Here is a 21,905-nt window from a genome sequence, read left to right as displayed (position 1 = left end):
CTTAACAGAAATGAGTCCATAGTCTCAATTTTCAGAAATGGTAGCATATCACTTTACCATATTATAAATTTGTTATACATTCATTATGTAGAAGTTATACAACTGAAAATTAGGAGGATGTACAATGCACAAATCAAAGGTTTTTGTCATGTCACTGGTTTTTATGTTACTTATGTCAATGTCGATGGGTATGGGGGTACTAGCTGACAATCATGAAGGTGATGATATTGTTGATACAGCCATAGCTGCAGATGATTTCAACACGCTAGTAGCCGCGGTTCAAGCTGCTGATTTAGTAGATGCACTTAAAGGTGATGGCCCATTCACGGTGTTCGCTCCTACTGACGAGGCTTTTGCTGCTTTATTGGATGAGTTAGGTGTAACGGCTGAGGAATTACTAGCTCGTGAAGACCTTGCAGATATTCTTTTATATCATGTTGTTGAAGGCAAAGTAATGTCTACTGATCTAGTAGATGGTATGGAGGCAACTACATTAAACGGCGAAAAAGTTACCATTACATTAAATCCTGTACAAGTAAATGGAGTAAATGTTGTAACTCCTGACGTTGAAGCTTCAAACGGTGTTATTCATGTTATTGATGCTGTGTTAATTCCGGAACAAGGCGAAGAAGAAGGAACTGAAGAGGAAGCTACTGAAGAAGACAATAGTTTAGTTGACATTGTTGAAACAGCAACAGCTGCTGGTGGCTTTGAAACTTTATTAGCTGCTGCACAAGCGGCTGGATTAGTGGATGCTCTTAAAGGCGAAGGTCCATTAACGGTATTCGCTCCTACTGACGAGGCGTTTGCTGCTTTATTAGATGAGTTAGGTGTAACGGCTGAGGACTTACTAGCTAACGAAGATCTTGCAGATATTCTTTTATATCATGTTGTTGAAGGCAAAGTAATGTCTACTGATCTAGTAGATGGTATGGAAGCAACTACATTAAACGGCGAAAAAGTTAAAATTACATTAAACCCTGTACAAGTAAATGATGCAAATGTAGTGACTGCTGATGTTGAGGCTTCAAACGGTGTGATTCATGTTATTGATGCTGTGTTACTGCCAGGTGGAGATACTGATAATGGTACTAATGAAGGTACTGCAGAAGCAGGAGATGCATCTCCTGCTATTCCACAAACGAGTAATAATTCTGTACTTATCTATATTGTATTAGCAGTCCTTGCTGGTGCAGTTGCATTATTCTTTATCAGAAAAGAAAAGATTGCTAGAGTCTAATCACAAAGGCGTAAGGTGCCTGCTTATCGGCGACAAGCGCTGGAGGGTCAGCAATAAGTGGCTTGCTTTTTAGACACCTTTTGATGGACCGAAACGACCTCGAGCCGATGGCACCTGGAGCTAGACAGTGAAAGGCGTAAGGTGCCTGCTTATCGGCGACAAGCGCTGGAGGGCCAGCAATAAGTGGCTTGCTTTTTAGACATTTTTGATGGACCGAAGCGACCTCGAGCCGATGGCACCTGGAGCTAGACAGTGAAAGGCGTAAGGTGCCTGCTTATCGGCGACAAGCGCTGGAGGGCCAGCAATAAGTGGCTTGCTTTTTAGACACTTTTGATGGACCGAAGCGACCTCGAGCCGATGGCACCTGGAGCTAGACATCTTCGAACTTTATAATTTCTTAATCTCTACAAAAGGGAGCTACTAGCTCCCTTTTGTCTAAAGTTAGGATGCTTGTTATGAATGTTAGACGTATAATCATCGGGATATGTGTTTCAATTTTATTATTTTCAATGTTTCATATCGTAGATTACTTTTATGGTAGTTATGAAAATCACCGGATGTATGCAGCAGTCCAAGAAACGTACACAGACTTCTTGCCAGAAGATGAAATGTTTCATAATAATATAGAGGCACAAGAAGATCTTCTAATAAGAGAACAATTTCTACCATTGCTAGAAATAAATGAAGATACGGTTGGATGGATTACAGTTTTAAACACTCCAATTGATTATCCGGTCGTTCAAACGAAAGATAATGATTACTACCTTGACCACAACTTTCAACATTCCAAATCAGATGCAGGCTCAATTTTTATGGATTTTCGAAATGCACCAGACCTTTCCGACCGGCACTCAATTATTTATGGACACCATATGAGAGATGGTTCAATGTTTAAAGGGTTATTAAATTATCAAGACGAAGACTTTTTTGAAAATAATCGTACCATTACCATTCAAACTCTTGCACAAGAGACCGAGTGGGAAGTTTTCTCCGCATACGTTACAGCTACCGATTTTTATTATATCGTTACGGACTTTTCTTCAGATCAAGACTATCTTGATTTTCTTCAATTGGTTCAAAAAAAGTCACAAATTCAACCAAATGATGTTAACTTCACACATGAGGATCAGTTACTGACCCTTTCTACATGTGCTTATGATTTTGAGGATGCTAGGTTTGTTGTCCATGCCCGTAAAATAAACTAAAAAATACTTGAAGCAATGACTTTGTTATAGGTACTTAAAGGTATTTCAACACATTTTTCTCAAGTTAACCTGGAATTGAACCATCTTTTTACAAAAGCTGATTTCAATATGAAATCAGCTTTTGTATTTACTCTCATAAATGAATTTAGTATTCGTAATGGTTTGCTCAATAACTTTGCTTACATGGATTTGTTTCACGTCTGCTATTTTCTTCGTAATCGATTTAAGGAATAACGGCGACGTTTCTTCATTTTCAAATGGTCCATTAAATGGCCAAGGTCCATCTGTTTCTATGAGTAATTGCGTAATAGGAACCATTTCAGCTAACTTTTGATCACGCTCACGGTAACAAATCTCAGGTGTCACTGAAATAAAGTGTCCTGCTGCGACAATCTCTTTTACAACTTGTTCAGGAGCCTTTAACCAATGGAAGTGTGCCTGCACTGCTGGGGACTGTTTTAAAAGAGAAAGAGCTTGCGCCGCTTGTGAATGAACAGCGTGAATGGCTAACGGTAATTTTGTTTGCTTTGCAACATCCACCCACCTAGCAAACTGTTCTACATGCAACCTTTGCTCAGCATCTGTTAATTGGTCCAAAATATAATAAGGAAGGCCAACCTCCCCAATGAACGAAACTGCTTGTTTTTCGGAATGGAGAAGTTCTTCTAATTCATTCATGTCTTGCCCATCCATCGGCTTTTGTTCAGGATGGTATCCAACACCAGCAATAATAAAGTCAGGGTAACGTTGTTTCAACTTTAACGTTTCATAAGAAGACTTTAGATTATTAGAAACAGCGACTACCTTTTCTATCCCATTCTTTTGCCAATGTTGAATTCTTTTTTCAATATCAGTGTATTGATAAAGATGGATATGTGAATCGATCATAAGATCCCCCATTATCAGCTTTTAACTACAAGATTTAACGAGCTCTTTTTTATCAATTTTTCCAACAGGTGTTTTCGGAAGTTCTGAGACCAGACTAATTTTCCTCGGGATTTTATAGCCACCTAAATATTTTCGACAATGGTCTTCTATGTCATGAACGGTTATCGAACCCTCTTGTTTAGGGACAATAAACGCTGCAACTACTTCTCCCCACTTTTCATCAGGTAATCCAACAACCGCAACTTCAGCGATTTGTTCATATTCAGCTAAAATATGCTCGATTTCTAGTGGATATACATTTTCTCCACCCGTTATAATCATATCTTTTTTTCGGCCTACAATGTAAAAATAACCATCCTCGTCCTTCTTTCCTAAATCTCCTGTATAAAGCCATCCGCTTCGAACCGCTTCTGAAGTGGCATCCGGGCGATTCCAGTAATGATCGAATACATGATACCCATTAATAATAATTTCTCCAACTTCTCCAGCTTGTGCATCATTTCCTACTTCATCAATAATTCTTACTTTATTATAAAGCATTGGTTTACCAACAGAACCTCGTTTGTTTTTTACTTCATTAGGATCAATAAAGAAGTTGTTCGGACCTGCTTCTGTCAAACCGTAACCTTCTTTGAATTGTAAACCTTTCTTCGCAAAAGCTTCATAGATCTTGTAAGAGCAAGGAGCCCCACCTGAAAGAAACGTATGCATCGTAGGAAATCTCTGTTTTTCAAATTCTTCGGTTTGAATAAGCATATGATACATCGTTGGAACAAACAATGCGATCGTACAACGCTGTTCATTTAAAATGCGTATCGCTTCTACTGGTTCGAATTGATCGACAATGACTACTTTGCCACCCATATGAAGAAGCGGTAAAGAAAGCGCGTTTAGTCCCCCTGTATGAAACATCGGTAAATAGGTTAATGTTGTGTCTTCCCCTTTAATGTTCCAACTTGTAATCGTGTTAATCATATTGTAAAAAACGGATCGATGAGTTAAAACAGCACCTTTAGGTTTTCCTGTTGTTCCTCCTGTATAAATAATTGCTAGAGGCGCATCAAAATCTACCTTGTAGACTTCTCCTTTTCCACGCTTTAATAACCACTGACTATACTCACTTCCGTTCCGTCTTATAGCAACACTTTGAAATGGAGATGAAACTAGTCCCTCTAGTTTGTCATCATAAATGAGTATTTTAGGCTGACAATCATTTAAAATATACGCAATTTCATGACGAGCTAACCTCCAATTTAACGGAACAAAAATAGCGCCAATTTTAGTACAAGCGAATAGGAGATCAAAATAACAAACGTGATTAGGCGAAAGAAGCGCCACTCGATCTCCTGTTTTTATGCCGCGTTCCACTAATGCACTCGCAAGATTTTGTGCACGTCTATTTAATTGCTCGTATGTCCAATTTTCATTCGTTTCCCCGTTGACTACCGCGACTCTCTCTGGGGTAATACGAGCTCTATTTGCAATCCAATCTGTTTCCCAGCTCATTTTACCACCCTCCTTCACCATAAGCATTTACATCTTGATCTTATTTGAGAGTAGTTACAACCGAGTTACAAATTTAGCTTCCTGGACTCTATTAAAAAAGCTCTTTTCTAAAAGATTGTTGCTTTTAGCTATTGGACCGTAACCAAGCGAAAGCTTCGTTCTCCACGCTTTAGCGTGAAGCTTTTGAATATAGCAACAAAATTTACGAAAGTAGCCATTAAAAAAGAAATTCAATTTCTTCTTTTTGACAGTTATGTAGATTTAGTTACAATAAAACTATGACTATATGAATTTCGAAAGGAAACTATGATGGATATATACGTTGTCGCAACATCAATAATGGTCATGGGATTAATTATTGCAATAGGTGCAACATTAGCTTTTAAAGTAGAAATTACTACTGAAATTAAGCATGTGTTAATCCTGATAATATTAAATATTGCCGTACCTTCCATTATTTTAAACGGGGTTTTTAATACAGAAGTTACAACTCAATTGTTACATCAAGTCGTTATTATATTTGGGTTATCGGTCATCTTCCATTTAGGAGCTCTATTATTTGCGTGGATCTTATCTAGAGCCTTACGTTTTGAAAGTACTTTCGCAAAAAAGATGACCATTTTAGCTGCTTTAGGAAATACCGGTTTTATCGGCATACCGCTTTGTGCAACGATATTTGGACCTGTAGGTGGACTATTAGCAGCTATTTTTGATGCTGGTTTAGATATCGTTTTATTTTCAGTCGTCATATATATGTTGCAATCAGAAAAACGCTTTCAGTTTTCACAGCTAAAGGCATTAATTAACCTACCATTGTTGGCGATTATTATTGGATTAACGGCAGTTATAACAGGCGTTGAACCACCTCAATTCATGAAACAATTAACGAGTATGTTATCAGCACTTGCTGCACCATTAGCGATGTTATATATCGGAATGTTGTTACCCCCGCTTTTTCAAAAAAGAGGCTTTCTCTTTTACAAACAAATATGGTTTCCACTCGGGGTTCGCCTGTTGATCATCCCGATTGTAACGATGCTCATTATCTCTTTACTTCCGTTAGATTACTTGGTTAGTAACATTGTTATCATTCTTTCAGCGATGCCGACGATTATGCTTGCCACTGTCTTATTTGCCCGATATTCCAACGATGAAGAATTAGCCGTTATTACAACTGTGTATTCCACACTTCTATCGTTATTAACGATCCCGTTTATTGCTTTTATCGTTTCTTTACTTTATTAGTTACATCAAACTAGGAAGTGACCATACATTTTTGAGTATTATAAAATAAAGAAGGTTTCACACAGGAAACCTTCTAAAAATTTTTCATAATGAAATTATTTTTCTTCTTATTCCAATGATAGAATTAATTGAGGAGCAAAATCTTGACTACTACTACCATATATCTCTAGAAGATTGCTTGTAAAAGATGCGGTCGTATTAGCTTTTATTCGAAATTGCGTTCTACCATTTTTATTAATATAGTCAAGGTAATTGCTAGGTATTTCAATATCAATGTACTCTTGATCATTTGATGGTACCTGAACAGTCATGAAGTTAGTAATCGTTGCTGTTGCTGCGTAATCTGTTTGCTCTAGTGTAGGGGATGAACCAAAGTAACCCGATTTTAAGTCAATTTCCAAACTGCGTATATTACCTGTTAATGATTTACGGTATAAACGCACTACCGCTCCTTTGATAATATCATTACTATTTAACGATGAAGTATTAAAGGAAAGGATCGTTCGATAAGTATCAGTATTAAACATCCCCTTATCTCCTACCTTTAAGACATTAATACCTAGTCCATCAGCAGAAAAGCGACCGACAAAACCGTCTTCCTGTGTGATAGAAGTCAATGTGACATGCTCACTAGAACCTTCGTCAATTATATATGACTCTGTCTGTATCTCTTCAACTAGTCCATTCGTATCGACAGAATAGAACTTTAAAGTTGTAGATTGTTCTATTTGTATAGGGCCAGTATACACTTGTGAATGTTCATCCGGTTGTGATTCATCTAGTGTGTAGTATGTGGTTGCTTCTCTGTTTGTATGAAGCGTAACTTGTACTGGAGCGGTATAGGTACCTCCTGATGGTTCTGCAGATGTTACTAAAGGAATATTTTCCCCTGGTTCATCCTCTGGATCTTTATGTTCAGAGCTATTGAAGAACTCCCACATTAACTCACTTGCTCTAGGGCCAGCTGGGTCCGTGTAGCTTCCTTGTGAACTTCCTCCTGACCACGCATGGCCCATACCATCTACTATATACTTTTCCATTAATAAATTACCGGCATTGTCACGATAAATCGACCGTGTATAACTCCTTCCTCCAGACACTTGACCTTGAATTACTTCATCAGCAACATCGTAAAAGTACGTATTTTCTTGTCCATCATAAGCTAAGTCATTTGTTTTAGCCCATTGAGTAATTACTTGGTGGCCATTGATTGATTGTACTGTAAAATCACTATTTCCATGGAAAACGATGGTTGGGATTACTTGTGCGAATTGTCCCATTGCTTGATAAGCTAATCTTCCTTGTCGTATTGGATCTGGACCACCATTACTCATAGCTGTCCAAGCTTGTAATGAGCTTGTTGCTGCTTTGTATTCAAGCCCAGCGCCTACACCTATTCCAGAAAATACATCTGGATATGTGGCTCCCATAATGACACTCATTGCTCCACCTGCGGATAACCCAGCAACATACACTTGATTCGGATCAATGGAATAATTATTTTTTACTTGCTCGACCATCCCAGCAATTACAGCCGGTTCTCCACTTCCCCTAGATTGATGTGCGGTCTCAAACCAATTCCAACATTTACTCGAGTTTGCACTAGATGCTTGTTCTGGATATAGAACGATAAACCCTTCTTCTTCAGCTACAGCATTCATTTCTGTTCCAACAGAGAATTGATTTGCATCTTGAGTACACCCATGTAACATGACCATTAAGGATGTTGAAGTTGCTGAATCATAAGTACTTGGGATAAAAACTTTGTACGTTTTCCCCCCATATGAGTGACTTGTAAATGTACTTGAACCATAGACATGACTTGAAAGCACTAACAAAAATGCTAACGTTAACAAGCAGAAACTAGAAATACTCAACACAGTTCTCGTCTTCATCTTTCTAGAAAAACCCCTTTCATCACTTTTTTGTAATCGGTCCATTTTCACTCCTTTTAAATAGTGATGTGAGAATATTTAATACTTAAATTAACTCAATGCTCGTTAAAAGTGGCGTTTATTTTTGGGTATCTTATTTGAACATCTCAAGTTTTAGAGTAACATTTGATGGTTTCTCATAAGTTACAATTCTTTTCTCAAACCAAAAAAACCATTGACAGCTAGTCCTGTCAATGGTCTCTTATTAGTTACATCATAATACCGCCGTCTACATGTAGGACGGTTCCATTTACATAATCAGATTCATCTGATGCTAAAAATAAATAAGCGTTTGCGATATCTGCAGGGTTACCTAGTCGGTTAAGTGGGATTGTCATTTTAAGCTTTTCAATGACTTTATCAGGTACTTTAGCTACCATGCCCGTTTCAACAAATCCTGGTGCGACTGCATTGACGTTAATTCCTTTACCGCCTAATTCCTTCGCCCATGACTTTGTCATTCCGACAACACCAGCTTTCGTTGCCGCATAATTCGTCTGACCGACATTTCCGTAAACGCCAGAAACACTTGAAGTTGTAATGATCTTGCCTTTACCTTGTTCCACCATTTTAGGAATAACAGCTTGTGTACAATAGAATACACCTGTTAAATTTACATCAATGACTTTTTGCCAGTTTTCAGGAGTTAACTTGTGTAACATGGCATCTGCAGTGATACCGGCATTATTCACTAAAATATCGACGCTTCCAAAAGAATTTACAGCTTCTTGCACCATTTGAGTTACACTTTCTTGGTCCGCCACATTTACTTTTACCGCAATACCGTTGCCACCTTTTTCTTTGAGTTCAGCTACAACGGCTTCTGCAGCTGCTTCATCAAAATCTGCAACGACCACATTTGCTCCTTCTCGACTAAATGTAAGGGCTGCTTCTTTTCCTATTCCATTTCCAGCTCCAGTAATAATAGCTGTTTTGTTTTGTAGTCTCATGATTATATCCCCCTAAGGTTTCCGTAGAAAATTTGTTATCGTTAATTGTAGTTGTTCTAAATCATCAATGAGTGGAGAATGGCCACAACCTTTTAAATAAATGAGCTCTGCTTGAACACTTAAGTCTTCTTTTATTTCCTCTGTCATTTGTTGGGTAATCACAAGGTCATTTTCTCCGGCTACAATAAGTGTTGGGTGGGTAATTTTTTTCGCTTCGCCAGACCCCTCAGTAACTCCATTATGAACATTACTAATATTGAAACTATTTAAAGCGTGATATACTTCTGATAAGTTTCGCTGTGTTAGCATATCTTCTAAATACTCGTCGTATTTTTGCTCATCAGGTTGGTTGTTCGTATAAATCAACGAATTCCATACCGCTTTTAAAAAGTCTTTATTTCGTTGTTCATACGCCTGGGACACTGGAATTGTTTTTGTTGCGTCTTTTTTTATTTCTTCTAACGTAGCTAATCGGATAAATTCTCCATTTGCATCTACACTCATAAACGGATAACCCCGAGTCGAACCCGAACACAATAAAACTAGTTTTTGAACATCGGTTGGATAATCGATGGCATAACGCATCGCTACTGTGCCACCTGTAGACCAACCGACCATCGAAAACTGTTTTAAACCAACAGCATCAACAAAGCTCTTAATGTCATCTGAGAAATCTTTAATGGATTCAATCGGTTGATAATAGGAAGAACCACCGAACCCTCTCATATCAACCGCATATAGTTTATACTGCGGTGGAAGTGTTTCAAGTAAAAGGTCCCAATGTTTAGATGACGTCATATTCCCATGGATAAGAAGAATAACCTCATCTCCACCTGCTCTCTCACGATAAGCGATTGTTTCCCCATTTGGTATGTTCACCGATTGTAACATGATGTTTGACACTAGTTTACACCTCCTGACTAGCTTTTCCCCAACGAATTGTATTTGCCCCCCAAGCGTAGCCAATGCCTGCACTAACGAGGACGACGACATCCCCATCTTTTATTTTCCCTTGTTCAAGGGCTAATTCCATTGACAGGATCTGATCGATTTGACCGATATGACCGAACTTATTTAAATAAATCGATTGCTCATCGGTAAGTCCTAACTCACGCAGCACATAATCATGCGCTGATTTTTTCATGTGTAGAATTCCGAGATAATCAATATCCTTTTGATCGTAGCCACTTTTTTGTAACGATCGTCGAATGACTTCGATAAAGTTTTTCATTGATTTTTCTTCCAGACGTTGTTTCATCCCTTCTGGATCGAGGACATCTAAATAGTTGAGCCTTTTCTCAATCGCTTCTCTACTAATCGGATTTTTTGTTCCACCAGCTGCAACGACGACATCTTCTGAAAATGATCCATCTGTAATGATATGACTATCAAGTAGAATGTTAGAGTGATAGCCTTTTTGTAATATGACGGCTCCACCCCCAGCAGCAAGATTATACATAAACCGTGTTCTAGGATTTATATAGTCGATAAAGTCAACGTTTCGATAACCACCTGCTAATAGAACCGTTTGGATAGAAGGATCTGCTAACATCATATCCTTCGCTACTTTCATAGCCATAATTGTCGTACCACATCGCAACGCTACGTCAAATGCCCAAGCATTCGTTGCCCCTACTTCCCGCTGGAGCATAATACCAGCTGTCCAGAGCGGGTATTCTTTATGTTCCTCACCAATATAAATGACTAAGTCAATGTCTTTTGGGTCAATATTTCCTTTTTCTAATGCTTTTCTTGCTGCATAAATCCCCATCTGACATGTGTGATCATCACTACCCGGGAGAGTTTTTTTTAGGATGCCCATCTTCTCTTCAATGATTTCAACAGGTATTCCCGATTGCTCAGCAATGTCAGTACTCGTCATCCACTCATCTGGTATATATACCCCAGTACTTACAATTCCGACGTCTTCTTTTTTCATTCGACAAACACTCTCCTACTCCTGCAAACAAATTAAATATCCTTATCAATTCCAGACTGTTTCGGAATTGATTTTCGAAGTCCTTTTTTATACTGATATTTAGCCCACCAATGTTGAATGGTACCTACAATACCTTTTGGGAAGAACATGACAACTAAAATAAAAACAGTTCCGAACAAAATAATCCATCGTTCGAAAATCCAATGTACTTTAGCTAAGTCCATCAAGCCATGTTTCGCAAATTCTATTAAAGCTGCCCCAACAATCGATCCAAATAGTGTACCAACACCACCAATAATTGTGATAAGGAGCGCATCTAACGTTAATTCAACAGATAATACTGCTGTATTAACAAAGCGTAAGCTCATTCCATATAAAATACCTGCTAACCCAGCAACGACACCCGCTACTACGTTCGCTGTAATTTTATAATGCATCACTCGGTAACCAAGCGATTCTACTCGAGGTTCATTTTCTCTTATCGCTTGTAATACACGTCCCATCGGCGACTCTGTAAAACGTCTAAGAAGTAAATAAATAAGCACCATAAACACTAAACAAATAATATAAAAACTAACTCGATCTCTAAAGAGGTCAGGAATGGTAAACGTAAATCCGTCATTCCCCATCGTTACTGACCGCCACTTTTCAGCAACGACAACGAACAAACTCGAAACAGCTAATGTTAGCATCGCAAAAAAGTGTCCTTTTAAGCGAAGCGTTAACAAACCAACTAAGTAACTTACGACCGCTGTAAAAATAACGGTAATTAAAACGGCTAATAGAACAACTGGAATAGTTGCACCAAATGCTTTTAAACAAATACCGACTGTGTAAGCGCCAATCCCAAAAAACATCGCATGACCAAACGAAACAATGCCTGAGTATCCTAGTAAAATATCGTAACTCATTGCAAAAGCAGCAAAAATAAAGATTTGCGTTAACATAATAAGCATGGTTCTAGAGTCATTAATGAACGGAAACAAGAATAAACCAATAGTTAAAACGGCTAATGTCAGCTTAAATCGAGACAATTGTTTTAAACGACTCATTTCAACGCCTCCTTTGTCCCCATTAGACCTGAAGGCTTAAATATTAAGATTGCTAACATAATTAAGAAGTTCACAGCTAAGGCTAACTCCGGTACAAAATAGGCAGCATAAGCACCTAATACACCGACTAGTACCGCTGCTGTCATCGAACCAAGTACACTGCCCATCCCACCGATAATGACGACTATAAATGCTAGAATGCCGTACTCCAAGCCAATTTCAGCGTAGATCACACCAGAATACGGACCAAACAATAGACCTGCTAAACCAGCCATACCCGAACCGAGCATAAATACAAATAAGAAAATTTTTCGTATGTTAATTCCTAATGCTTGAACCATTTCTTTATCAATAACACCAGCTCTTACAACTAATCCAAGTTTCGTTTTGTTAAGTAAGAATAGTAAACCGAAAAACACAATGAGACCAATTAGAATAATGAATAGACGATATTTGATTAAATAGATATTTCCTACTTCCCAACTACCTTGCAGCCAACTTGGACTTTGCGCATGAATAATATTGGGGCCCCAAACAACCTTTACGAGCTCACTTAAAACAAGCATGGCACCGAGTGTTATAAGAATTTGTTGAATGTGATTCCCGTAGACAGGTTTGATAATAAACCGCTCTAATAAGTAACCTAATATGGCTCCCGCGACTACTGCTGCGATAATACCTACAATATAACTCTCAGTCGTAGTGAACGCCCAAATACCTGCATAAGCCCCCCAAAGGAATAAAGCACCGTGAGCAAAGTTTAAAACATCCATTAACCCAAAGATTAAAGTTAGACCGGCTGCTAATAAAAAAATGAGCATTCCCGTTGCCAATCCATTGATTGTAATACTAATTAATAAGTCCACAGTTGTCCCTCCTTTAAATCAGTTTATTTCTATCAACAAGAGCGTATCCGCTCAATTAAAATACCGAACTAACAACTAGAATTATGCAATTCCTAAATATTGCCGCTTTAATTCTTCATTCTGCTTTAACTCTTCCATGGCTCCACTGTGTACGGAATGTCCGTCATCGATAATATAAAAACGATCTCCAATCGTACTAGCCATCATGAAGTTTTGTTCAACTAGTACTACTGTCGTCTTTTCTTTCATTTGTTGGATCGACTCCATCACTTTCTCAACGATAATAGGGGCTAACCCTTTACTAGGTTCATCGATGAGCAGCATGTCGTTTTCATTCACATAAGCCCTCGCAATGGACAGCATTTGCTTCTGGCCGCCACTTAAGTGCCCTCCATTTTTCTTCCAAAACTTTTTTAAATCGGGAAATAAGTTTAAGATCCAATCTAGTCTTTCTAATGTCTCATCATCTTTCTTTTTCATCGCAACTTTTATATTTTCCTCGACAGTCAGTGTGCCAAAAATTCCTTGATCTTCCGGTACATAACCTATACCTAAGTTTGCGATTTTATGAGTAGGCAAACTATGAATCTCTTGATCCTTGTAAGTGATCGTACCTTCTTTAATCGGATTTAATCCCATAATGGAACGAAGTGTCGTTGTCTTCCCAGCCCCATTTCTTCCTAGTAAAACAGTAACTTCCCCTGCTTTTACTTCAAAAGAAACGCCTTGTAAAATATGATATTGTTGAATGTACGTTTGAATTTGTTCTACTTTAAGAAGCGTCATCTTGAAGCCCTCCTAAATAAGCAGATTGAACTTGTTCATTTTTCATGATTTCCTCTGGGTCACCATCTGCTAACAGACTACCGTGGAAGAGAACCATGATACTATCAGATAAATCTAAAACCATGTCCATCTTGTGTTCTATTAAAATGATTGTTCGATTTCGTTCGTCACGAATACTTCGGATTACATCAAGAATCATGGGTACTTCTTCTAACGACATTCCAGCTGTCGGTTCATCTAGTAGGAGAACTTCTGATTCAAGTGCTAAAAGCATTGCGATTTCTAATTTTCTTTTCTCTCCGTGGGCTAAGTTTACCGCTAACTCCTGAGCTTTATTTTCAAGCAAGACCGTTTTCAATAGTTCATTCGTTTTTCGGTCAATGTCCTTAAAGTGTTTAAAGTGTTTAAACATGTTGTAACGGACTCCAGCCTGTGATTGAACAGCAAGACGAACATTTTCATGACAAGTTAAGTTTGGAAACACATTTGTAATTTGAAAGGAGCGACCAATTCCTAAACGAGTTCGTGCAGTAGGTGTAAGTCCTGTAATATCCTTCCCATTTAAATGTACCGAACCTTTCGTTGGCGTTAATTGGCCACTTAACATATTAAAAAACGTCGTTTTCCCTGCACCATTTGGTCCTATAATCGACTTCAATTGGTTTCGTTCAATTTGAATATTGACTTCATTTACAGCGACATGCCCTCCAAAAGCGATCGTTAAATCTTTCGTTTCTAAAATAACGTCCACTTGCGTTCACCTTCCTCCTTTGATGGTTGAAGCTGACTCACCCACATCAACTCCTGTCTTTCTGCCACTTAAGGAATTGAAGTTTTATTGTTGAGTCAGCCTCATTTTAATGTTTAATTTAATATTGGTGGTGCCGTTTCTTCTGGTAAAAGTTCACGGATAATGACTGGTACTGGGTAATCAAATTCTTCAGTACGCTCTAACGTAATGGCATACATCGTTTGCATAGCTTGATGATCTTCTTGACGGAAAGTCATCGGTCCTTTTGGAGTATCAAACGTCATCCCTCGCATCGTTTCGATTAATGTGTCTGAGTCTGTCACACCATTGCTATTTTCTAGCGCTTGAACAACAGCCATCGCAGCAGAGAAACCACCTGGTGTAAATAAATCCGGCATTTCACCGTTATGACGCTTCTGATGTTCCTCTACTAACCAATCATTTACTTCATTGTTTGGCAGACTGTGGTGGTAAACAGTAAACCCTTTCATACCAACAACGGCATCCATTGTGCGAAGAGCTGCAATATCCGGCGCTCCTGTTGATATTTGAATTCCACGATCCTGAATTCTCATATCAGCTAATTGACCCCAAGGAGAGTTGGCACCTGCCCATATGACAAACAGATAATCAGGCTCAGCATTAATAACGCGTTGGATATTAGCAGCAAAGTCGACTCCTGCTGGGTCTGCGTACTCTTCATGAACAACATCAGCTCCTAATTCTTTTGCTGTAGTTGCAAAAGCTCCAACACCGTCTCTTCCGAAAGCATTATCTTGAGCTAATGTTGCAATTTTTACGCCATCACCCGCAATTGCCGCAGCCCCTGCAATTGCATCTTGAGAAGAGCTTCGACCAGTACGGAAGATATGTTTATTCCAGTTGGCACCTGTAATACTATCTGCCACCGCTGGCTCTACAATCATAATTTTTTCATATTCTTCTACTAGTGGTAACACAGCTAACGTATCACCTGAAGAAGAAGAACCGATAATAAAGTCCACATTATAATCCTCAAGTAATCTCGTTGCCTTTTGAACCGCTACATCTGGCTGTGTCTCTGTATCTTCAATAATGTATTCAATTTTCTTACCTGCCACTTCCATCGTTCCATTCGTCGCATATTCCAGTCCTAATTCAAATCCTTTCACCGTTTGAGCGCCATATGCCTCTAGAGCTCCTGTTAGTGAGGTTAGGACACCGACACGAACTACTTCTTCTGTTTCGGTATCCATTTCTTCAGGATCTACATTGCCTTCTGGTTCACTACTTGTATCATTTGACCCACAAGCAGATAGTAAAAATAAACCAAGGATTACACTCATTACACTAAGAAAAAATCTCTTTTTCCCCATTCTGTTTCCCCCTTAAAAGATAAATTAAATTTCATTAATTGTAGTATGAATGACAGTAGTTACATTTTAGTTGCACGTAACTTTCCTGCACTTACTTCGTGTAAGTAATCGAGAATTTCAGAAGACGTCTGTTGATATTCATGAAATAAAATGGAAAAATGATTAGCTCCTCTAATTTCTACAAACTTTCCTCCGTCTATCATTTGAGCTAGTTTCATCCCATTTTCTTGACTTATTAAATAGGCCGTTGGATGAAATAAACAATTCGGTGCCCACAATATTAAGGTCGGAACTTGAATAGCAGCATGACATTCGTTAATATTTGGTTTGGTTAAGTTGATTAATTCTTCATTAATAATCCCCTTTCTGGTTTTCGACACAACCGAACCATCATCACAATGTGTAACATCAGCATAGAAATACTGTTCTAAGTAATCATTCCAAGGGCTGAAGAAAGGAATTTCACTTACTTGCGCTTTATAGCCAGCAAATGTTTCATACTGTTTTTCAACTCGTTCAATAGAAGGCTTCAGTAGATCAACAACTTCAGGTCTTAAGTCTTCACCTCCATCGATTAAAATGAGTGAAGAAACCATTTTGGGATACATGGATGAGAAAACAACACCAATCATTGCTCCTAATGAATGTCCAACCAAAATCACTTGGTCTAGATTTAACTGTTGAATAATCTTGTTAATATCTTCTGCATGCTGTTTTACAGAATAGCCCGTTTGCGGTTTTTCACTATCACCCCGGCCTCTGAGATCTAAAGCTAACACACGATAACGATGAACTAACCGTTCCGCGATAGCATCCCAGCACCGAGCATTGGCCGTTAATCCATGTATACAAAGAACAGTCTCTTCACATTGTCCGCCATAATCAACGATGTGGAACTGTAATCCATTGGCTACTATTTTCTTGTCTCTCATAACCCACCTCCTCTTTATGCTTAAATTGCTTAAATACACTGTAATCGTCAACAGTTGCACTCCAGTTACAAAAATAAAAAAGCACTAGTATGAATGGTAATAGGTAACTTAGACGTTTCATGATGAGATACAACAAAAAGAGGTATCAATCCTATAATGATTGACACCTCTTTCATGTTTTTCAAAACGGAAGCGGACCCAAAGGCTTAATTATGCCAAAATCTATGTTTTCTGTGTTGTCTTGAAATATAATCATTTTTTTCGGTTATGTTGTTAATTCACTTACACCCATCTTTATTACTTATACAATTTGATCTATATTATCGGGCTCCTTAATGATATCTAGCATACGAAAGGTTGATTCCATCGGCTCAACCCCAAGCTCTTGCTCTAAATTTTTTCTACATTTTTCAAACATTCTTAATGCGTATGAACGGTTATGTTTTCGATAGTAACAATACATCAATAATCGATAGGCTTCTTCCCAACAACGATCGATGAGAAGAATCGATTCACATAAAGCAATCGCTTCATCAAACTCCTCCTCTGCTAAATATAACTGTGCCAGCTTCTCAGACCCCCGCAAATATAAAAATGAAAATCGCTCTCTTTCTTCACTGCACCAATCGTTATACTTTCTAGACGGTAAAAATTCTTCAATATATAATTCTAAGCCACGTTTTAATTTATCTTTAGCTAGAAAAGCGTCCGTTTCCTCAATTCCTTCTTGCACTAATTCTCGAAAAGCAACGCAATCGATATCAAATGACGCTTCTTCATTTAACCCGTACATACTTCCTTCACGAATAACAAAAAAAGGAACTTCTCTCGGTTTTCTTTCTGGCTCTAGTACTTTATTTAATGCATTTAGCGCGACCTTAAAGTCTCGATTGGCTGCTTCTTCCTCAACCTCTCCCCATAAATGGGAAATCAGTTCTGTTTTTGAAAGCATTCTCCCTTTCTTCGTTAAGAAGAGTTGAAATAATTCTTTTGCCTTTTCACGCTTCCACATCTTATCTGCCACTTTTTGATCACCAAGCCAAACTTGAAAATCTCCAAAGAGTTGAACCTTTACTGTATAACCTGGATGGAACGTTAATTGTTCATAGCCTAGCCTTACAAATATGGATGAAATTTTTTCCATTCGCACGTGCTGCTTTTTGGCTTCTATTAACATCGGGATCACTTCTTGTACATCTTTTGGTCCATATAAAGATGAGGTAGTTAACAAAAAATCATACTCATAATGGGTAATACAACGTAAAAATTGATCGATATATGAACTGAAGCTTACTTCTTCGTTGGCAAAGGTTAGTTTACTTAACCAGAATAAACTAGCAGTTTCTCCAAATCGACATCCACACTGATCGAACCCCTCACTGCTCAATAAAAGCTCTTTTTTGGCATCCACCCACTTTTTCTCATAGAATGTTGCAATTCCTAGAGCTAGATGAACATATGAGGATAACCATACATCCTTTACTCGTGTCGGTTCTTCCAATGCCATAATTCCTGCGTTTTTGGAGGCTTCGTATTTCCCTAGTTTTCCATATAATAAACATAGTCCTAAGTACGCTTCTGATTTTCCTCTAGACATCTTAATTTGTTCCATTAAATCTAAAGCTGTCTCATAGCAATGAACGGCTAATTCAGGATTATAACGCTTCTGAATTTGCACAGCATGCCCCATTCTAATCCAACCACACGCTTCTACAAATGGCGCTTTTCTCGAGGTCCCTCTTAATATCCCTTGTTCAGCTAATCGTTTGGAACGCTCTGCTTCACCCATATACGAATACACAATGGACAAAATTAAATCTGTTTCGCGATGGGAACGTGATAATTCTTTAAGGTTTTCTGTTTTTTGTTTCGATTGCTCGAGTAATTGCCTTGCTTTTTCAAGACGTCCCGTTCGTAAATACAGTCTAGACTCTAGTTCTTCTTTTTCATAATTAGAATCTAACTGTTTACACTTATTCAGCCATTTCTCTGCCTCATATGCTTTTCCTAAATTAACAAGATTTTCTGCCATTAAACTATAGAGATGAAGGATTCTTATTTCTTTTTTACTGCTCTTTTCCATTAGAGATATAGCTCGAGCTAAGTAGTCGTCCGCTTTAGCTGGTTGTATGGTATCAAGGAAGATTTTTGCTTTACCTTCATTTCCTAGGCTCTCACCAACTAAATCCCCTTCTTTACACGCAAGTTGAATTAATTGATTATAGTTTGTAAGCGCTTTCTCGTAATGGCAAAAATATCGGTTGGTTTCACCTTCTATAAACCAAATGAGCGGATATTGGTTTTTTATTGAAACGGATAAATGCTCTATGAAACTAGATAACAAATCGATTTTACCAATGGCTAATAGATCTAAACCGTGTGCTTGAATTATACTTGCTGCTTTTCTATAATCCTTAATTTCCGAATAATGATAAATCACTTTTTCGTATTGAGCACATTGTTCAAAATACTCCGCTAATTTAAAATGAAGTGACTCATACAGACTATACTCTTTTTGTAATTGTTGAAGTAAAAAGTCTTTGAATAAGGCATGGTACCTATATTGATCTGGTCCAACTTGATATATAAATAAGTTTTGTTGAACTAAGATATTTAACAATTCACTTGTATTATTGATTTCTAAAATCTCTTCTATTAATTTAGGGTTGAGGTCTTCAAAAATACTAGTATTTAGTAAAAAGTTCTGTATGTCCTTTTGCTGTTTCGAGAATACCTCTAATGCTAAATAACGAAACAACTCTTCATTCGTATCGGCTTCCCATTCATTATCTCTTATATGATCAACAAACTTCATTTGCTGCCAAACCATTTGAATGGCGATAATCCAACCTTCTGTTTTTCTATATATATGTTCAACTTCATCGTCTTTGATTGATATCTGATAAAAGTCAGAAAACAAAACTTCTACTTCATCTTTTGAAAAGGCCAATTCACTTTCCGTGATCTCTACTAAATCACCATGGACGATCATTTTCGTAAAAACTTCCCATGTAGGTCGTGTGCGACTTGAAATAATAAGATGAACATGCTTCGGGAGGTGCTGAATAATAAACAATAACCAACTTTCTATTGGTTTACTAGCTTCTACAAGATGAAAGTCATCAATAACTACAATAAAATGTTCTCTTACTTTCATTAACTCATTTACATATTCTGAGGCAAGATATTCAATTTCTTCTTCAAGGTTAAGAACATTTTCTGTCATTAAATAGTCCAATAAACGCTGACCAAAATCACCATATTGTTGTTGAACAGAATAAATCATATGAATAATAAAGGGATGGATATGATCTTCATCTTTTGTGATTGAATACCAACAAAATCGTTTTTCTTGATGTTTTAAATAAGACGCAATCGATGTACTCTTTCCATAGCCTGGCCCTGAATGAACAAGAGTTAAACGACTTCTTTCCATTTCTCTCATTTTCCTCATTAAGTGAAGGCGCCCAATATTCGTTTCTTTAAGAATTGGAGGAGTAAACTTTGTTTGTACAACCGGTATTCTTTTTTTCAACACGTAAAACCTCCTCTTTTTTTGAATATTCCCATTTTAACATAAAAAAGGTACATATTAGGATACTAAATTGTAAAATCGTTTAGCTTCACAAAAGTATACTGCTAACTCCGTATCGAATAGAACACAACAAATAAATACTGACCTATTAAATAGCATAGAAAATAGAGGTGAAAATCACTTATGATTTTCACCTCTATTTCATTATTTTTGTCCTACAGCCATAATTAAATGGCAGTCTTATATATTTGTTATTAATTTATTTGATGAAGGATGAGCTGAAGGCCTTCCAATCCAATAACCTTGGGCAAGGTCAACACCTATTTCTTTACAATAGGCTAACTCTTCTTCTCTTTCAATTCCTTCCGCTAAAAGGATGATCCCATTCGCATTTGCTACTTCTTGTATCTCTTTTAATTTTTGTTGCTTTTCTTTGTCCATGTCACAATGATCGACTAAATGACGATCTATTTTTGCATAGTTTGGGTTAAGTTCTTTTAAGACTTCAATCGTTGAATAACCTGTTCCAATATCATCTAATGCTACATGTATCCCATGCTGTTTGTATGTTCTAAAAATCTTTTTTAAATGGTCTATATTCTCAATTTTCTCGGTTTCAACTACTTCAAATACTAAGTCACTCGGATTTACATTAAATTGTTCTACGACTTTAAATGTACTCTTTAAACAATGGTTAGGATCATAGATCGATGATGGTAAGAAATTAATAAAACGTTTCTGTCCCTCTTCTAAAAGCTTTGCACCAACTTCAATTGAACCTATTCTTGCCTGGCTGTCTAACAATGATTGCAAACCAGCTCGTTGTGAAAACGCAAAAAGTTCTCCTGGAAAGAAGGGGTAATCTGTGTCTTTTGGTCTTAATAAAAATTCATATCCGAAGACTTTCCCATCATTTAATTGAATAATGGGCTGAATATGATGTGTGAATTTACGCTTATTAATAATCGTTACAAAGTCACGATCGCTAATTCGTGTGTGTAGTTGATCAAATGGTGTCATCGTTGGAAAGAGAACAGGTTGATTTTCTACTTGGTCATCGATCCAGCTTCCAAACACCCCTGTTGAGTTGCCTTGTAACAGAAGGTCAATATCATTAACGATCTGTTCTAGCATTGTAAAAGAATGATATCGTATTTTTAACACTTGCTTATCTGACTCAACTTCATACTTTTGTTTGATACAACTCTCTAAAACTAGAAAATTAAATTCTATTTTACAATAAATGAGTAATGCCCCTTGTTCACTAAGATCAGGAAAGGAAGAGCAACTCGAACATACTGTCATCTTATATCCCCCAATTAACCTTTTTTTTAATAAAGCTTTATGATGAGATGGTATTGAAAAGTTAAAAAACAACACTCAATATTCTGAGCCCTACTATTCAAATCGTCTCATTAGTAGATATACCCAGTTACTTATGGTCTAAAATACAGTATCTATAAGTATTTTATCCTATTTCTATAGTAAAAACCATGACTGATTTTAGCGAATCGCGTAAGACAAAGTAGAAATTCATTACTTATTTGCTATTTCGTAACTAGATTAGCAGTATGAGTAGAACAAAAAATGCGAGGTGCCTCTTGAAAGAGACATCTCGCATTTTTTAATTAAATAGCGCTGTTAACCTTTCAGTTCCTGAAAGGAGTGGGAAATTAACATTTCACACGATGAGCCCAAAATCAACGGATATCGACAGTATT

17 protein-coding genes are annotated in these 21,905 nt (G+C 37.5%); 3 read left to right on the top strand and 14 right to left on the bottom strand.

Annotated elements, in window-relative coordinates; all coding sequences use genetic code 11:
* Positions 1-124: 124 nt before the first annotated feature.
* Complete coding sequence (locus ACNSTQ_RS05760; protein ID WP_418198893.1) at positions 125-1,240, top strand: fasciclin domain-containing protein; 1,116 nt, start codon at positions 125-127, stop codon at positions 1,238-1,240.
* A gap of 455 nt (positions 1,241-1,695) precedes the next feature.
* Positions 1,696-2,445 carry a class B sortase gene (srtB, locus tag ACNSTQ_RS05755; protein ID WP_418198892.1) on the top strand — a complete coding sequence of 250 codons (750 nt, stop codon included), beginning with the start codon at positions 1,696-1,698 and terminating at the stop codon, positions 2,443-2,445.
* Between the two features lie 114 nt (positions 2,446-2,559).
* Here the strand turns inward: srtB and ACNSTQ_RS05750 are convergent, their stop codons facing one another.
* Together ACNSTQ_RS05750 and ACNSTQ_RS05745 are read right to left on the bottom strand one after the other, a co-directional pair.
* Positions 2,560-3,333 carry a TatD family hydrolase gene (locus ACNSTQ_RS05750; RefSeq protein ID WP_418198891.1) on the bottom strand — a complete coding sequence of 258 codons (774 nt, stop codon included), beginning with the start codon at positions 3,331-3,333 and terminating at the stop codon, positions 2,560-2,562.
* A 21-nt stretch (positions 3,334-3,354) separates the two neighbouring features.
* Positions 3,355-4,839: a class I adenylate-forming enzyme family protein gene (locus ACNSTQ_RS05745; protein ID WP_418198890.1), complete on the bottom strand. Its 1,485-nt coding sequence runs from the start codon at positions 4,837-4,839 to the stop codon at positions 3,355-3,357.
* A 309-nt stretch (positions 4,840-5,148) separates the two neighbouring features.
* Between ACNSTQ_RS05745 and ACNSTQ_RS05740 the strand changes: the two genes are divergently transcribed.
* Positions 5,149-6,084: an AEC family transporter gene (locus ACNSTQ_RS05740; RefSeq protein ID WP_418198889.1), complete on the top strand. Its 936-nt coding sequence runs from the start codon at positions 5,149-5,151 to the stop codon at positions 6,082-6,084.
* Positions 6,085-6,191: 107 nt separating this feature from the next.
* On the opposite strand, the gene ACNSTQ_RS05735 is transcribed toward ACNSTQ_RS05740, so the two are convergent.
* From ACNSTQ_RS05735 to ACNSTQ_RS05680, 12 genes are all read right to left on the bottom strand, one after another.
* Positions 6,192-8,024: a PHB depolymerase family esterase gene (locus ACNSTQ_RS05735; RefSeq protein WP_418198888.1), complete on the bottom strand. Its 1,833-nt coding sequence runs from the start codon at positions 8,022-8,024 to the stop codon at positions 6,192-6,194.
* Between the two features lie 203 nt (positions 8,025-8,227).
* Positions 8,228-8,968, bottom strand: coding sequence for a 3-oxoacyl-ACP reductase FabG (fabG, locus tag ACNSTQ_RS05730; RefSeq protein ID WP_418198887.1), 741 nt, complete (start codon positions 8,966-8,968; stop codon positions 8,228-8,230).
* A 12-nt stretch (positions 8,969-8,980) separates the two neighbouring features.
* Positions 8,981-9,871, bottom strand: a complete 891-nt coding sequence (locus ACNSTQ_RS05725) for an alpha/beta fold hydrolase (protein ID WP_418198886.1) — start codon at positions 9,869-9,871, stop codon at positions 8,981-8,983.
* Positions 9,872-9,875: 4 nt separating this feature from the next.
* Positions 9,876-10,907 (bottom strand): 3-oxoacyl-ACP synthase, encoded by a 1,032-nt coding sequence (locus tag ACNSTQ_RS05720; RefSeq protein WP_418198885.1) that lies wholly within the window; start codon positions 10,905-10,907, stop codon positions 9,876-9,878.
* 32 nt (positions 10,908-10,939) lie between these two features.
* On the bottom strand, positions 10,940-11,959 hold the full coding sequence (locus tag ACNSTQ_RS05715; RefSeq protein WP_418198884.1) for a branched-chain amino acid ABC transporter permease: 1,020 nt from the start codon (positions 11,957-11,959) through the stop codon (positions 10,940-10,942).
* Positions 11,956-12,825, bottom strand: coding sequence for a branched-chain amino acid ABC transporter permease (locus ACNSTQ_RS05710; protein ID WP_418198883.1), 870 nt, complete (start codon positions 12,823-12,825; stop codon positions 11,956-11,958). The genes ACNSTQ_RS05715 and ACNSTQ_RS05710 overlap by 4 nt, the downstream gene beginning before the upstream one ends.
* An 81-nt stretch (positions 12,826-12,906) precedes the next feature.
* Entirely contained in the window at positions 12,907-13,611 is a 705-nt protein-coding gene (locus ACNSTQ_RS05705) for an ABC transporter ATP-binding protein (RefSeq protein WP_418198882.1), read from the bottom strand.
* Positions 13,598-14,362 carry an ABC transporter ATP-binding protein gene (locus ACNSTQ_RS05700; protein ID WP_418198881.1) on the bottom strand — a complete coding sequence of 255 codons (765 nt, stop codon included), beginning with the start codon at positions 14,360-14,362 and terminating at the stop codon, positions 13,598-13,600. The genes ACNSTQ_RS05705 and ACNSTQ_RS05700 overlap by 14 nt, the downstream gene beginning before the upstream one ends.
* A 113-nt stretch (positions 14,363-14,475) precedes the next feature.
* Positions 14,476-15,717, bottom strand: a complete 1,242-nt coding sequence (locus ACNSTQ_RS05695) for a substrate-binding domain-containing protein (protein ID WP_418198880.1) — start codon at positions 15,715-15,717, stop codon at positions 14,476-14,478.
* A gap of 59 nt (positions 15,718-15,776) precedes the next feature.
* Positions 15,777-16,649, bottom strand: coding sequence for an alpha/beta fold hydrolase (locus ACNSTQ_RS05690; protein ID WP_418198879.1), 873 nt, complete (start codon positions 16,647-16,649; stop codon positions 15,777-15,779).
* 301 nt (positions 16,650-16,950) lie between these two features.
* On the bottom strand, positions 16,951-20,184 hold the full coding sequence (locus ACNSTQ_RS05685) for a BTAD domain-containing putative transcriptional regulator (protein WP_418198878.1): 3,234 nt from the start codon (positions 20,182-20,184) through the stop codon (positions 16,951-16,953).
* 240 nt (positions 20,185-20,424) lie between these two features.
* The gene (locus tag ACNSTQ_RS05680) at positions 20,425-21,489 is read right to left on the bottom strand and encodes an EAL domain-containing protein (protein WP_418198877.1); all 1,065 of its coding nucleotides are present in this window, start codon (positions 21,487-21,489) and stop codon (positions 20,425-20,427) included.
* Positions 21,490-21,905: the final 416 nt, after the last annotated feature.

Source organism: Alkalihalobacterium sp. APHAB7 (assembly GCF_048323755.1).
Classification (GTDB): Bacteria; Bacillota; Bacilli; order Bacillales; family Bacillaceae_F; genus Alkalihalobacterium.
The sequence above is the reverse complement of the archived record's forward strand: the minus strand, read 5'-3'. Positions and strand labels throughout refer to the sequence as shown.

Excerpts from the sequence above, each read along its gene's own strand:
- ACNSTQ_RS05760 (WP_418198893.1), top strand. The coding sequence starts at position 125 with ATGCACAAATCAAAGGTTTTTGTCATGTCACTGGTTTTTATGTTACTT.
- srtB (WP_418198892.1), top strand. The coding sequence starts at position 1,696 with ATGAATGTTAGACGTATAATCATCGGGATATGTGTTTCAATTTTATTA.
- ACNSTQ_RS05750 (WP_418198891.1), bottom strand. The coding sequence starts at position 3,333 with ATGATCGATTCACATATCCATCTTTATCAATACACTGATATTGAAAAA.
- ACNSTQ_RS05745 (WP_418198890.1), bottom strand. The coding sequence starts at position 4,839 with ATGAGCTGGGAAACAGATTGGATTGCAAATAGAGCTCGTATTACCCCA.
- ACNSTQ_RS05740 (WP_418198889.1), top strand. The coding sequence starts at position 5,149 with ATGGATATATACGTTGTCGCAACATCAATAATGGTCATGGGATTAATT.
- ACNSTQ_RS05735 (WP_418198888.1), bottom strand. The coding sequence starts at position 8,024 with ATGGACCGATTACAAAAAAGTGATGAAAGGGGTTTTTCTAGAAAGATG.
- fabG (WP_418198887.1), bottom strand. The coding sequence starts at position 8,968 with ATGAGACTACAAAACAAAACAGCTATTATTACTGGAGCTGGAAATGGA.
- ACNSTQ_RS05720 (WP_418198885.1), bottom strand. The coding sequence starts at position 10,907 with ATGAAAAAAGAAGACGTCGGAATTGTAAGTACTGGGGTATATATACCA.
- ACNSTQ_RS05715 (WP_418198884.1), bottom strand. The coding sequence starts at position 11,959 with ATGAGTCGTTTAAAACAATTGTCTCGATTTAAGCTGACATTAGCCGTT.
- ACNSTQ_RS05705 (WP_418198882.1), bottom strand. The coding sequence starts at position 13,611 with ATGACGCTTCTTAAAGTAGAACAAATTCAAACGTACATTCAACAATAT.
- ACNSTQ_RS05695 (WP_418198880.1), bottom strand. The coding sequence starts at position 15,717 with ATGGGGAAAAAGAGATTTTTTCTTAGTGTAATGAGTGTAATCCTTGGT.
- ACNSTQ_RS05690 (WP_418198879.1), bottom strand. The coding sequence starts at position 16,649 with ATGAGAGACAAGAAAATAGTAGCCAATGGATTACAGTTCCACATCGTT.
- ACNSTQ_RS05680 (WP_418198877.1), bottom strand. The coding sequence starts at position 21,489 with ATGACAGTATGTTCGAGTTGCTCTTCCTTTCCTGATCTTAGTGAACAA.